Consider the following 13,681-nt stretch of genomic DNA (forward strand, 5'->3'; position numbering starts at 1 on the left):
CCGTGCGTATCTTGATCGGATTCGCGCAGACGCGTGCCAGCGCTCAGTGCCGCCCGGCCCGGGGCGGATAAATCAAGAGAGTCAACGTGATCGAAATCGAGAATCTGACCAAGAGGTTCGGCGACCGTACCGTCCTCGACGATATCTCCCTATCGGTCGGCAGCGGTGAGATCCTGGCCGTCGTCGGACCGAGCGGTGCCGGAAAGAGCACGTTGTCGCGCTGCGTGAGTTTTCTGGAACGGCCCACCAGCGGCACCGTGCGGGTCGACGGCAAGGACTTCACCCGCCTCGACCGTGCCGAACTCCTGGCCGCCCGCCGCAGTGTCGGCGTCATCTTCCAGACCGCCCCGCTGCTGCGCCGCCGCACCGTGGCCCAGAACATCGCTCTGCCACTGCAATACCTGCACGCCACCGAGGCCTCGGTGGCCGCCCGCGTCGACAAACTTCTGGAACGGGTCGGGCTCGGTGATCGTCGCGAGTTCTACCCGGCCCAGCTCTCCGGGGGCCAGAAGCAGCGGGTCGGCATCGCCCGGGCGCTCGCGCTCGGGCCGTCCAACCTGCTCTCCGACGAGGCCACGTCCGGGCTGGACCCGGCCACGACCCAGTCGATCCTTGGATTGCTCGGCGAACTGCGCGACGAGTTCGGCCTGTCGATCATCCTGATCACCCACGAGATGGAGGTGGTCCGTGAGATCGCCGACTCGGTGGCCCGGATCGACAACGGCCGCATCATCGAGAGCGGCTCCGTCGAGGACATCATCCTCGACCCGAATTCCGCTCTGGCACACGAGTTGTTACCCGATCGTCCCAGCGCGCCCGTGCGCACACCCGGTGACGTGTGGGAGGTCTCGTATGCCTCCCGTAATGTCCCGCTCGATTGGTTGACCTCCATCAGGTCCACCCCGGGACTGGCCGGTGCACAGGTCAGTGTGCTCAGCGCCAGCGTGGAGGCGATCCGCGGCGTCGCGGTGGGCCGCGCCGTGCTCGCCATCTCTCCCAGCGCACCAGCCGGTTTCGCCGATCACCTGCGGGAGCGCGGACTGCACGTGCGTGCCGTCGACGCCGTCAGCGATGAGGAAGCGGCATGAAGCTGCTCGCCGCCGAGGACTTCAGCACCCCATGGGCACGGGTCCCCGATCTGCTCCTACCCGCCTATGGCGAGACCTGGGTGATGGTCGGGGTGACGATGACGCTCGTGGTGTTGATCGGGACACCGGTAGGCATCGTGCTGCACAACACGTCGTCGTTCGGGCTGTTCCCGGACCCGCGAGTGTTCAACGTGCTGAACACGATAGTGAACATCGGCAGATCACTGCCGTTCCTGATCCTGATGGCCGCGATCATCCCGATCACCCGATTCATCGTCGGCACCACCATCGGCATCGCTGCCGCGATCGTGCCGATGACGGTCGCCGGGATACCTTTCTTCGCCCGCCTCGTCCAGAACGCCCTGCGCGAGGTTCGCACCGATGTCGCCGACATGGGACTGGTCTCTGGCGGTTCGCACGTTCAGGTCATCCGGTCGGTGCAGCTGTCCGAGGCGCTTCCTGCGCTGGCCGGCGCCCTGACCGTCAACACCATCGCGATGATCGAGTACTCGGCGATCGCCGGATCGATCGGCGCCGGCGGCGTCGGACACCTCGCAATCACCTACGGCTACAACCGGTTCGACGACAACATCATGATCGCCACGGTGATCGCGCTGATCCTCACCATCCAGTTGGTGCAGTTCACCGGCGACCGTGCGGTCAAAGCACTCACCCGCTGACCCGACGAGAACAGAGGAACACATGACAGACCAGCACAGCCCGGCGGCAGACATCGAGATCAGACAGCGCAAGCGGTGGCCATGGATCGCCTCGGCCGCCGGCATCGTCGCCGTCGTCATCGGCGGTATCGTCTACAGCCAGACCGCCAATCGTGACCAACCCTTCGGCACCGAACTCGAGGTGGCCACCTGGAGCACCGATATCGCGGCCGAGAATCTACTGGCCTATATCAGCGAGAACATCGCACCCGAGCACGGCATCACCATCAAACCCGTGCAGATCGACAACCTGATCGAGATCAACCGCGCGGTCGACGCCGGAACGGTGGCCGGCAACTTCTTCGAGCACCAGCCGTTCCTGAACGATGCCATCGCCGCCAACGGTTTCCAATTGACGCTGGCCGCACCCACATTCACCTGGGATCAGGCCACCTACTCCAACAAATACGACAACTGGGACCAACTGCCGGCCGGCGCCAAGATCGCCCTGCGCGACGACCCGGCCGGCCAGGCCATCGCCCTGCTGGATCTCGCCGAGGCAGGCCAGATCACCTTGGCGCCGGGCAAGGACACCGTCGAGGGGCTGCCCCAGCTAGGGGATGTCGCCACCAACCCCAAGAACTACGAGTTCGTCCAGGTGCCCATCGGCCAACTGGCCCGCAGCCTGGCCGATGTCGACGCCGTGGTGGTGCACATCTCCGATGTGTATGCCGCGGGGCTGCGCGAAGACCAGATCCTGGACCGCCATCCCGCGCCCGCGGGTAGCGAAGGAGGTCTGGTCGTCAGCAACAAACATCTCGACGACCCGAACGTCAAGAAGCTGATCGCCACCTTCTCCGACCCTAAGATCGCCGAGTTCCTGCAGACCACCGACAACGCCCTCATCCGCGACACCCTGGGCCCGATCGGTGAATCGGTCTCCGCAGGACAAGAGACCAGCTCATGACGGACCGACGTACCAAACCGCTGTATTACTCGGCATTCGTGATGAACACCGCATCCCATGTGCTGCATGGTTTGTGGCGGGCACCGGAGGCGCAGAACCATAAGTTCAATTCGCTGCGGCATTGGACGTCACTGGCCGCCGAGGTCGACAAGGCGGGCTACGATCTGCTGTTCTTCGCCGATGTCTTCGGGTTGCGCGCGCCGTGGAACGGCAACTGGCGCAAATCCGTGGAGGCTGGCATCCAGATCCCGGTCAACGATCCCTCGGTGCTGGCGTCCGCGCTCGCGGCGGCGACGGACAACCTCGGCATCGTGTTCACCAGCTCGATCATCCAGGACCACCCGTTCAATTTCGCGAGGCGGATGTCCTCGCTCGACCATTACACCGAAGGCAGGCTGGGCTGGAACATCGTCACCAGCTTCAACGCCAACATGTTCCGCAGTTTCGGCCACGAGGGCACCCTCGCCCACGATGAGCGCTACGAATGGGCGTACGAGTACGTCGACGTCGCCTACAAACTCTGGGAGGGTTCCTGGGACGAGGACGCGCTGGTGCAGGACAAGCAGCGCAGCGTGCATTCCGACCCGGCCAAGATCCACAAGATCAACCACATCGGGCCCCGGTACAGCGTCGAGGGACCGCATTTCACCTCGCCCTCCCCGCAACGCACGCCGGTGCTGTTCCAGGCCGGTTCCTCCCCCGCGGGCCAACTATTCTCGGCCCGCAACGCCGAGGGCGTCTACATCGGCAGCCCGACACCGGCGGATGCGCACCGGCTGATCAGCGAAACCCGTTCGCTGGCAGCCCAGTACGGGCGCGACCCGTCCGATATCACATTCGCCCAAGGCCTGTCCTTCGTCATCGGCGACACCCATGCCGACGCGATCCGGCGCAACGACGAACTCAAGCGCTACCTCGATCTGGAAGGCATCGCGCTGCACGCACTCGGCGATGCCGGAATCGACGCCGGCGGTCTGCCGCTGGATACTCCGATCAGTGAGCTTGGTGAGTTCACCGGTATCCAGAGCTTCAAGCGCTGGGCCGCCGAGGTTTCCGGCAACGAGGAGCCCACCATCCGCGATATGGCCTGGGTGATGGAGGGCGCCAATCGGGTCGTGGGCACCCCTGAGGAGATTGCGGATCGCTTGGAAGAATGGCGGGAGGCCGGCGTGGACGGAATCAACGTCTATCACGCGACGGTTCCACAATCGTTCCGCGAGGTTGCCGACCGGCTGTTCCCCACCTTGCGTGAGCGCGGCCTGCTCGGCACGGACAAGTCGGGTACGTTGCGCCACAAGCTGCTCGGCAAGGGCGACCGGCTGCCTGACAGTCACCCTGCCGCGCGCTACCGCGGCGCCTTCGCCGACAACTCGCTGGCTGATCGGGAGACCCAACCGGTCGCCTGATCAGCCGGGCGCGAACCGAACATGTGGCAGCCCGTCCTCGACGGTGACCCGGCATCGGACCCCGTACACCATCTCGATCAGCTCTTCGGTCAGTACCTCGGCGGGAATACCCGTCGCCACGACCACCCCGCCGGACAGCACCACGATGTGATCGCAGAACATCGCCGCCAGATTGAGGTCGTGCAGCGCGACGACGGTGGTGATGTCCAACCGACGGACCAGCGCCAGGATCTCCAACTGATGGGCGATGTCGAGATGGTTGGTCGGCTCGTCGAGCAGCAGGTGGTCGGGGTCCTGAGCCAACGCCCTGGCGATCTGGACTCGCTGGCGTTCCCCGCCGGACAGGGTGTGCCAGAAGCGTTCTGTCATGTCCGCCAGTCCGGTCGCCGCCAGCGCGCGGTCCACCACCGCCGCGCCCTCGGTATCCGTCCCGATCATTCCGGTGTACGGGATCCGGCCCAGCCGCACCACATCGCGCACCGTGATGTGCAACTCGGTCTCGGCGTGCTGGGCGACCATCGCCACGCGACGGGCCAGCGAGCGTCGCGACATCCGGGATACCGGGCGACCATCGAGTTCGACCGTGCCGTCGTCGGGATGGTCGACCCCGGCGAGCAGCTTCAGCAGCGAGGACTTACCGGACCCGTTCGGCCCGAGCAGCCCCACGGTGCTGCCCGGCACGGGCTCCACGGTGACACCGTCGAGCACCAGTCGGCCCGAGCGTGTCCAGCCGACCCGGTCCGCCCGCAGGCTCATGCCGGTACTCCGCGGCGACGCAACAGGATCAGTGCGAACGCGGGCACGCCCAATAGCGCGGTCACCACCCCGGTGGGCAGCTCCTGCGGCGCGAAAACGGTGCGGGCCAACGTGTCGACCCACACCATGAACACCGCACCGAAGATGGCCACCGTCGGCAACAGCCGCAGGTGCGCGGGCCCCACCACGAATCGGGCGGCGTGCGGCAGGACCAACCCGACGAATCCGATCGCACCGGCGGCGCTGACCAGCGCAGCGGTGATCAGCGCGGTCATCACCAGCAGCACGATGCGGGCCTGCCGGACCGACACCCCGAGGGTGGCCGCAGCATCGTCACCGAAGGCGAAGGCATCGAGCGCCCGCGCGTAGGCCAGACAGCACACCAGCCCGGCACCCACGACCACGCTGCAGACCGCGACGTCATTCCAGGACACCCCGGCCAGCGAACCGAGCAACCAGAACAGCACGCCACGCGTCTGCTCGGCATCGGCCGATGACAGGACGATGAACGATGTCAGCGCCGAGAAGAGTTGTGTGGCAGCGACACCGGCCAGTACCACGCGGTCGGTGCCGCCGCCGGCGGCATGGGCCAACAACAGCACCACCCCGAAGGACAGCACCGCTCCGACGAAGGCGCCGCCGGAGAGCGTGAGCGCGCCCGCGCCGACCCCGAGCACCGCGATCAACACCGCGCCGGTCGAGGCGCCCGAGGACACCCCGAGCACGAACGGGTCGGCCAGTGGATTGCGCAGCAGCGATTGCAGAATCGCACCGCACAGGGCCAGCCCCGCACCACAGACGGCGGCCAACAGCACCCGCGGCAACCGCAGCTGCCACACGATGCCGTCCTGGATCCTGGTCGCACCCGAGGGGCCGGCACCCAGATGTTCGGCGACGATGCCGTAGACATCGCGGACGGACAGGGCCGCGGGGCCGATGGTGATGGCCACCGCCGCCGAGGCGACCAGCAGCGCCAGTCCCAGTACCCAGAGGACGGCCAACGAGGGCGTGCGCAGCGTCAACGTTCGGCGACGTATCCGAAGCGGCGCAGTCCGTCGGCAACCTTCTCGGTGCCGTCGACGGTGCGGATGGACGGGTTGAGGTCGGCGCCGTTGACCACGATGTAGCGCTTGCGCTGCACGGCGGTCAGCCGGGAGGTGACCGGATTGGACTCCAGGAAGGCGATCTTGGCCTCCAGCGCGTCACCGTCGATGGTGCGCCGGCTCAGGTCCGCGAGCACCAGGACATCGGGATCGCGTTCGGCGATGACCTCCCAACTGACCTGCGGCCACTCCTCGGTGGTGTCGACGAAGATGTTGCGCGCTCCGACCGCATCGGTGATGACACCCGGTGAACCGCAGCAACCGGCGAAGTACGGCGCACGGATATCGGAGAACCAGTACCCGAGATCTGCGTCGACCTGTAATCGGTTGGCCTGCATCCGTTGCTCCAATTGGGCGACCAGCTCCTCACCACGGTCGGTGACGTCGAAAATGCGCGCCAGCTCCCGGATCTCGCGGTAGATGGCCGCCATGGTGAACGGTTCGGTGCGGGCACCGTCTTCGTTGACCGACACCTTCCCCTCACAGTCACTGGGTGCCAGATAGGTCGGTACTCCGAGGTTTTCGAACTGATCGCGGTCGGCAACGCCGCCGGGCCCGAGCGTGCCGGCGAAGGATGCCGACACGAAATCGGGTTCGGTGTCGAGCACGGTCTCCAGCGACGGCTTGTTCTCCGCCAGTTTCGGCACCGTGGCATTGGCCGCCGCGAGGTTCTCCCGCACCGGATCGGTCCAGGTGGCGGTACCGACCATCCGGTCGGTGAGCCCGAGCGACAACAGGATCTCGGTGGAGCCCTGATTGAGCGAGACCGCGCGCTGGGGCGGCGCGGCAATGACGACATCGCGGCCACAGTTGCTGACCGTCATGGGATAACCGGCCGCGGCGCCGTCGTCTCGGGCCTGGACCGCCGACTGTCCGCAGGCGGTCAGCGCCAACACGGTGGCGGCCGCGATCACGCCGCGCGCGATCATTTCGGTTCCCCGATCGTCGCGAAACCGTCGGCCAGTTTCTCCACGGCATCGATCTGGCGGATACCCGGGTCGAGTTCGGAACCCGTCATCACGACGTAGCGCTTCTGCTGAACGGCCGTCATGTTTCTGGTGACGGGGTTGGACTCCAAGAACGCGATCTTGGTGTCGAGTGCGTCTCCATCGATGCGTTTGCGGCTCAGATCTGCCAGCACCAGCACGTCGGGGTCGCGGTCGGCCAGCGCCTCCCAGCTGATCTCCGGCCAGTCCTCGGCGGCGTCGGCGAAGACATTGGTGGCGCCGACCTCGCGGGCGTAGAGCCCGGGCGCCGAGCAGCAACCGGCCAGGTAGGGGGTGCGCAACCCGGAGAACCAGAACGCCACCGTGGCATCGCGCACCTCGGTCCGTGGCGCGTTCTCCAGCCGCTTCTTGAGCTCGCTCACCAGTTCCGCGCCACGATCCTGGACGTCGAAAATCTGTGCCAATTCCGTGATTTCACGAAACAGCGTGTCCATCTGCAGCGGTGCGGTGCGCGTCACCGTCTCGCCATCGACGATGGCGTCGGTGCACACCGAGGGCGACTGGTAGGTGGGGATGCCGAGTTCGGCCAGGCGGGTGCGCTCACCGACGACGGCCGGGGTGAACGTGTGGGCGCTCGCCGAGGTGATGAGGTCGGGTTCCAGGTCGAGCACCGCCTCCAGGCTCGGGTCGTTGTCGGCGATCCGGGGCACCCGGTCGTTGTCGGCGGCCAGCGCGGGCAGCACCGGGTCGAACCAGGTGGAGGTGCCCACCATCCGGTCGGCCAGCCCGAGGGAGAGCAGGATCTCGGTGGAGGCCTGATACAGCGACACCGCGCGTTGCGGCGCATGTTCGAAGGTGACCTGGACGCCGCAGTTCTGCAGCGTCAGCGGATAGCTGGTGTGTCCGGCTTGGGCTGCGGCGGCAGCGGGTTCGGTGTCCGGGGCTTCCGCTCTGCTGCATGCGGTGGCGGCGAGGACGAGACAGAGCAGCGTGACGATGACACGCACGGCGGTGACTTCCTTCGGTACAGGGCCCAAACGCGGAGCCGTCGACGATTGCGCGACCGCAGGCATTCGGGCTCGAGGCCGTACCTCACACCGCTGCGCGTCAGCTCCGGATTCTCACCGGATTCCCCTGCAGGTCAGCACCGAACTCTACCGGCACGGGATCGCTGACGGGTCTACCGCGGGTTCCGCCACATCGGGTACATGACCGGTCCACCGTCGGAGAGGGTGATCTCACCGGTGACCTCGAACCCGAACCGCTGGTAATAGCCGATATTGTCGGGGTTGCTGGACTCCAGGTACGCGGGCGCGAACTCGGCATCGCACCGGTCCAGCCGAGACCGCATCAGCGCGTGCCCGAAGCCGCCACCTCGTACCGACGGATCACTGCCGATCACGGCGAGGTACCAGTGCGGCTCGTCCGGGTGCGACCGCTTCATCAACTCCGAGACCTGCATGCCGCGGCGTACCGCGCCACCGAAGGTCAGCAGCATCGAGGGCGCCGCGCGCAACTCCTCGGCCGCGGTGTGCCGCCACTGACCCGGCGGATCCCACAGCGCCGCCGCCGCGATGCCGGATTCCGTGCAGGCGACCTCCACCCCGCCGCGGGCCAGATGGTGATGGCGGGTCAGTCCGGCGAACAGTTTGTGCAGTTTGCGCCGCCGCACCTGCGGGTCGGGCAGCATCCACGCCATCACCGGATCGTCGAAGAACGCGCGGCCGAGCACCCGGCACAGGGCATCGACATCGGACCGGGCGGCGGGTCGAACCTGGGCGTCACGCACCCGTCCATTCAGCCCTGCGTGATGTACGCCTGCAAGTACTCCGTGCTGGATTCCAGTTCCTGCATGCGACTTTTGACCAGATCGCCGATGCTCACGATCCCGGCCAACCGGCCGTCCTTCAGCACCGGAATGTGCCGCACCCGGTGATGGGTCATCGCCGCGCTCAGGCTGTCGACGGAATCCTCGGGCGCACAGAACAGCAGATGGGTGGTCATGATCTCGCCGACCGGTCTGGTCAGCAGGTCGGCACCCAGATCATGCAGACGGCGCACCACATCGCGCTCGGAGACGATGCCGACCGGCCCGTCCTGACCCACGACCACCATCGCGCCGATATTGCGACCGACAAGGCCCGCGAGCAGATCGGCCACCGGTGTCTCGGGGGTGATCGTGGCCACCGACGACCCCTTGTTCCGCAGTACGTCGGCTATCCGCATGCCACCTCCCACAATATGTGACCTCCGCCACACCCAGGCTACGTCGGATCGCCCCCGTGTGGACGATTGCGGCGGTATATGTGGGCGATGATCGAGGTGACGCTCGTGGGAACCGGCAGTCCTATTCCCGACCCGGACCGGGCAGGCCCGTCCACCCTGATCCGCGCGGGCGACCAGACATTCCTGGTCGACTGTGGCCGTGGGGTACTGCAGAGACTGGCCGCAGCAGGCTCCGGCGCACCGCAGCTCACCGCGTTGTTGCTGACCCACCTGCACAGCGACCATATCGCCGATCTGGGCGATGTCCTGATCACCCGGTGGATCGGTACGTTCAGTCCCGACCCCGCGCCGCTGCCCATCATCGGGCCCCCTGGCACCGCCGACGTGGTCGAGGCGATGCTGGCCGCGTTCGGCCATGACATCTCCTACCGACTGGAACACCACGCCGACCTGACCGAACCGCCCCGTGTCCAGGTGCACGAGTACACCGACGGGACGGTGTGGGATCAGGCCGGCGTCCAGGTGCGCGTCGCGCCCACCGACCACCGGCCGGTCGCGCCGACCATCGCCTTCCGCGTCGATCACAGCGGCGCCTCGGTGGTGCTCGCCGGCGATACCGTGCCGTGCGCCACCCTGGACGCGCTGACCTCCGGAGCGGGTGCACTGGTACACACCGCGATTCGTCGCGATCTGATCGATGCGGTGCCCCTGCAACGGGTCCGCGACATCTGCGACTATCACTCCACCGTGGAACAGGCCGCCGATACCGCCGCGCGGGCCGGGGTCGGCATCCTTATCCTGACCCATTACGTGCCCGCCATGGCACCGGGCACCGAGGATCAGTGGCGGGCGCTGGCCGCCACCACGTTCGACCGCCAGATCGAACTCGGCAACGATCTGCACCGGGTGCAGGTACACCCGGGCGTGTGCACTGCCACCTCCTGAATCAGGCCAGCCGGGTGATCTCCACCACCACGTCCAGATCCGTGGAGCCCTCCCCGGAGTAGATCCCCTTCAGCGGCGCCACATCGGCGTAATCACGGCCCACCCCCACGGTGATGTACTGCTCATTGATATCGGTGTCGTTGGTCGGGTCGTAATTCCACCACCCGCCGGTCCAGGCCTGCACCCAGGCATGGCTCTGCCCGTCGATGGTGTCCCCCACCACCGCCTTGCGTTTGGGGTGCAGATAGCCCGACACGTAGCGGGCCGGAATCCCCATGCTGCGCAACAGGATCAATGTCAGGTGCGCAAAGTCCTGGCACACCCCTTTACCCTCGCGCAGGGCATCCAGACCCGATGAGTGCACACCGGTGGTCCCCGGGACGTAGTCGAGTTCGCTGTGCACCCAGTTCGCGGCGGCCACCACGGCATCCTGCGGTTCGTATTCCTTGGCTATCCGCTGCCCGACCCGGTGGATACGCTTGCTGGCCGGGGTGTAATCGGTCGGGCTGAGCAGTTCGTCGAACTTGTCGATGACCGCCTCTGCCCGCAGATCCTCCCAACTGACCGCCTCTTCGGGCATCTCACCGACCTCGGTCTCGACCACCGAGGACGAGGTGACCTCCAATTCGGTGTGCGGGGCGTGCAGGTCGAACGAGGTCACCGCGGTACCCCAGTAATCGACATAACGGTAGGACCGGGTCGCCGGGACGGTCTCCACCCTGTTGAGGATGACGTTCTGCCGGGAATCCGATCGGGGGGTCAACCGGGCTTCGTTGAACGACGCCGTGACCGGTGACTTGTAGGCGTATCCGGTCGCGTGGACCACGCGCATCCGCCACATCTGTCAGATCTCCCCTTCTTCGATGACGACCGCGCCGTGCTTACCCGCATCGGTCCAGGCGACCCACGGAGCGGAGTGGAAGTACTGCACCGCCAACGCCTCACTGACATCGGCGCAGGTCTTCTGCAGACCCGCGAGGTGGTCGGCCAACGACTCCAGCAGCAGACCGGGCTGCAGGAACTCCAGTTCACTGCGTGCCCGTCCCAGCAGACGTTGCGCCTCACCGGTGGAACCGATGCGGTTGTGGACGCCGTTCTGCAGCTCCTCGAGACTGTGCTCGGCCAACCGCAGTGAATAGAACACCGACCGCGGGAACAGCCGGTCCAGCAGCAGGAACTCGACGACGCGCCCGGCGTCGAGCACGCCGCGGTAGGTGCGCAGATAGGTGTCGTGGGCACCCGCCGAGCGCAGCACCGTCACCCAGGCCGGTGACGACGCACTGTCGCCGACGCGCGAAAGCAGCAGTCGCACGGTCATATCGACGCGTTCGATGGCACGGCCCAACACCATGAACCGATAGCCGTCGTCGCGGGAGAGCGTCGAATCGGCAAGACCGGCGAACATCGCCGCCCGACCCTCGACATAACCGAGGAACTCATGGGGTCCCAGGCGACGGGCGGCGCGCTCGCGCTCGGCCAACGCGTTGTAGGTGGTGTTGAGGCACTCCCACATCTCCGTCGAGGTCACCTCGCGCGCGCCGCGCGCGTTCTCCCTGGCCGCCGAGATGGAGTCGACGATCGAGTTGCCACCGTAAGTGTCGCGGCTGAATGCGACCAGATCGGTGAGCGACCACACGTCGAGCTCCCGGTCCGGTGACTCTATTCCCAACGCCTGCAACAGGACTCGCGAGGCCTGATCGGGATCGACACTGGAATCTTCGAGTAGTTGGTGCACCGCCACGTCGAGGATCCTCGCCGTGTCATCGGCACGTTCGACGTACCGCCCGATCCAGTAGAGCGATTCGGCATTGCGTGCCAGCATCATCGCCTCCCGTGCACGTCGCCGCGCGCCTGTTGCTGTTGCTGGTTCTGCTGTTGTTGCTGCGAGGTCAGTTCGGCGACTTGTTCCGCGCGCGGCACTTTGGCGGATTTGGTCTTGGCGGCCGGGACCAGTTCGGCGGCCGCCAACTCGCGATCCGCACCGGAGGTACGCGAGGCCAACACCCAGGTGTCCTTGGAACCACCGCCCTGGCTCGAATTCACCACCAGCGATCCCTCGGGCAGCGCCACCCGGGTCAGTCCGCCGGGCAGCACCCACACCTCGTCACCGTCGTTGACCGCGAACGGTCGCAGGTCGACGTGCCGGGGGGCGAGTTTGTCGCCGATCTTGGTCGGCACCGTCGACAACTGCACGACGGGTTGGGCAATCCAGCCGCGCGGGTCGGCGCGGATCTTCTTCGAGATCGTGGCGAGTTCCTTGGGTGAGGCATCCGGTCCGAACACGATGCCGTACCCACCGGAGCCCTCCACCGGCTTGATCACCAGTTCGTCGACCCGTTCGAGCACCTCCTCGCGCTCCTCGTCCAGCCAGCAGCGGAAGGTGTCCACATTGGCCAGCAGCGGCTTCTCGCCGAGGTAGTACTCGATGATGGTCGGCACGTAGGTGTAGACGAGCTTGTCATCGCCCACGCCGTTGCCGACGGCACTGGAGATGACCACGTTGCCTGCGCGCGCGGCGTTCAGCACGCCGGCCACACCGAGCACCGAGTCCGGTTTGAACTGCATGGGGTCCAGGAAGTCGTCGTCGATACGGCGATAGATGACATCGACCTGCCGCTCACCCTCGGTGGTGCGCATGTAGACGGTGTTGTCGCGGCAGAACAGGTCACGACCCTCGACCAGCTCGACACCCATCTGACGGGCCAGCAGCGAGTGCTCGAAGTAGGCGGAGTTGTACACCCCGGGGGTGAGCACGACGACGGTCGGATCGGCCTCGTTGGTGGCCGCCGCCTTACGCAGCGCGCGCAGCAGATGCGACGAGTAGTCGCCGACCGCCCGCACCCGGTGCGAGGCGAACAGGTTGGGGAACACCCGCGCCATGGTCCGGCGGTTTTCCATCACGTAGGACACCCCCGACGGAGAACGCAGGTTGTCCTCGAGGACGCGGAAGGTGCCCTGGGCATCGCGGACCAGGTCGATCCCGGCGACATGGATACGCACGCCGTTGGGCGGGACGATGCCGACCGCCTCGCGATGGAAGTGCTCACACGAGGTGATCAGCCGCCGCGGGATCACCCCGTCGCGCAGGATCTCCTGCTCGCCGTAGATATCGTCCAGATAGAGCTCCAGCGCCTTGACCCGCTGGGCGATGCCCTTTTCCAATCGTGTCCATTCGGCCGCCGAGATGACCCGCGGAACCAGATCCAGCGGGAAGGGCCGCTCCTGTCCGGACAACGAGAAGGTGATGCCCTGGTCGATGAAGGCACGCCCCAGCGCTTCGGTGCGGGCCTCCAACTCGCCGGCATCCGACGGCGAGAGTTCAGCGAAGATTCCCTTGTAGGGCGGCCGGACGTTGCCGGAGCCGTCGAACATCTCATCGAAGGCCGCGCCGTAACCGGCGAACTCGGTATAACCGTCGAAGATCCCCACCTGCTGTTTTTTCGATCGCGAGGTCGAACGTGGCGGGCGTACGGTCTCGTTGGGCAGGGTTCGTAGGCTCACCGTGCACATGCTGCCGTAAGTCGGCCGTTTCGGCAGGCTGGTCCGGCTGCTTTTGGGGGATTGGTCCACCCGCTGGTAACCTG

At 66.4% G+C, this 13,681-nt stretch carries 14 protein-coding genes and 1 riboswitch; of the genes, 5 read left to right on the forward strand and 9 right to left on the reverse strand.

The genetic code is table 11. The features are described from left to right. Nucleotides 1-86 precede the first annotated feature (86 nt). Genes PGN27_RS05925 through PGN27_RS05940 form a run of 4 tightly spaced genes read left to right on the forward strand, consistent with a single transcriptional unit; the run spans nt 87 to nt 4,120 of the window. Entirely contained in the window at nt 87-1,088 is a 1,002-nt protein-coding gene (locus tag PGN27_RS05925) for a methionine ABC transporter ATP-binding protein (RefSeq protein WP_335325328.1), read from the forward strand. Next, complete coding sequence (locus tag PGN27_RS05930) at nt 1,085-1,768, forward strand: methionine ABC transporter permease (RefSeq protein ID WP_335325329.1); 684 nt, start codon at nt 1,085-1,087, stop codon at nt 1,766-1,768. Before PGN27_RS05925 ends, PGN27_RS05930 begins: the two co-directional genes overlap by 4 nt. A gap of 22 nt (nt 1,769-1,790) precedes the next feature. Next, entirely contained in the window at nt 1,791-2,714 is a 924-nt protein-coding gene (locus tag PGN27_RS05935) for a MetQ/NlpA family ABC transporter substrate-binding protein (RefSeq protein WP_335325330.1), read from the forward strand. After that, nucleotides 2,711-4,120: an NtaA/DmoA family FMN-dependent monooxygenase gene (locus PGN27_RS05940; protein WP_335325331.1), complete on the forward strand. Its 1,410-nt coding sequence runs from the start codon at nt 2,711-2,713 to the stop codon at nt 4,118-4,120. The genes PGN27_RS05935 and PGN27_RS05940 overlap by 4 nt, the downstream gene beginning before the upstream one ends. Here the strand turns inward: PGN27_RS05940 and PGN27_RS05945 are convergent, their stop codons facing one another. From PGN27_RS05945 to PGN27_RS05970, 6 genes are all read right to left on the reverse strand, one after another. Next, the gene (locus PGN27_RS05945) at nt 4,121-4,876 is read right to left on the reverse strand and encodes an ABC transporter ATP-binding protein (protein WP_335325332.1); all 756 of its coding nucleotides are present in this window, start codon (nt 4,874-4,876) and stop codon (nt 4,121-4,123) included. Continuing rightward, entirely contained in the window at nt 4,873-5,898 is a 1,026-nt protein-coding gene (locus PGN27_RS05950) for a FecCD family ABC transporter permease (protein ID WP_335325333.1), read from the reverse strand. The genes PGN27_RS05945 and PGN27_RS05950 overlap by 4 nt, the downstream gene beginning before the upstream one ends. Further along, nucleotides 5,895-6,908: an ABC transporter substrate-binding protein gene (locus tag PGN27_RS05955; protein WP_335325334.1), complete on the reverse strand. Its 1,014-nt coding sequence runs from the start codon at nt 6,906-6,908 to the stop codon at nt 5,895-5,897. Before PGN27_RS05955 ends, PGN27_RS05950 begins: the two co-directional genes overlap by 4 nt. Next, entirely contained in the window at nt 6,905-7,933 is a 1,029-nt protein-coding gene (locus tag PGN27_RS05960) for an ABC transporter substrate-binding protein (RefSeq protein ID WP_335325335.1), read from the reverse strand. The genes PGN27_RS05955 and PGN27_RS05960 overlap by 4 nt, the downstream gene beginning before the upstream one ends. A 40-nt stretch (nt 7,934-7,973) precedes the next feature. Then, nucleotides 7,974-8,109: riboswitch (cobalamin riboswitch) on the reverse strand. Then, entirely contained in the window at nt 8,107-8,715 is a 609-nt protein-coding gene (locus PGN27_RS05965) for a GNAT family N-acetyltransferase (protein ID WP_335325336.1), read from the reverse strand. It overlaps the preceding riboswitch by 3 nt. Nucleotides 8,716-8,723: 8 nt before the next feature. Further along, nucleotides 8,724-9,152 carry a CBS domain-containing protein gene (locus tag PGN27_RS05970; RefSeq protein WP_335325337.1) on the reverse strand — a complete coding sequence of 143 codons (429 nt, stop codon included), beginning with the start codon at nt 9,150-9,152 and terminating at the stop codon, nt 8,724-8,726. A gap of 87 nt (nt 9,153-9,239) precedes the next feature. On the opposite strand from PGN27_RS05970, the gene PGN27_RS05975 reads away from it, so the two are divergent. Continuing rightward, the gene (locus tag PGN27_RS05975; protein WP_335325338.1) at nt 9,240-10,097 is read left to right on the forward strand and encodes a ribonuclease Z; all 858 of its coding nucleotides are present in this window, start codon (nt 9,240-9,242) and stop codon (nt 10,095-10,097) included. Between the two features lies 1 nt (nt 10,098). Here PGN27_RS05975 and PGN27_RS05980 read toward each other — a convergent pair whose 3' ends face one another. From PGN27_RS05980 to PGN27_RS05990, 3 genes are read right to left on the reverse strand one after another with little or no spacing between them, the layout of a single operon-like run. Beyond that, on the reverse strand, nt 10,099-10,938 hold the full coding sequence (locus tag PGN27_RS05980; protein WP_335325339.1) for a transglutaminase family protein: 840 nt from the start codon (nt 10,936-10,938) through the stop codon (nt 10,099-10,101). A gap of 3 nt (nt 10,939-10,941) precedes the next feature. Then, nucleotides 10,942-11,919 (reverse strand): alpha-E domain-containing protein, encoded by a 978-nt coding sequence (locus tag PGN27_RS05985; RefSeq protein ID WP_335325340.1) that lies wholly within the window; start codon nt 11,917-11,919, stop codon nt 10,942-10,944. After that, nucleotides 11,919-13,607, reverse strand: a complete 1,689-nt coding sequence (locus tag PGN27_RS05990) for a circularly permuted type 2 ATP-grasp protein (protein ID WP_335325341.1) — start codon at nt 13,605-13,607, stop codon at nt 11,919-11,921. The genes PGN27_RS05985 and PGN27_RS05990 overlap by 1 nt, the downstream gene beginning before the upstream one ends. Between the last annotated feature and the right edge of the window lie 74 nt (nt 13,608-13,681).

This window comes from Mycolicibacterium neoaurum (genome assembly GCF_036946495.1).
GTDB classification, from domain to species: Bacteria; Actinomycetota; Actinomycetes; order Mycobacteriales; family Mycobacteriaceae; genus Mycobacterium; species Mycobacterium neoaurum_B.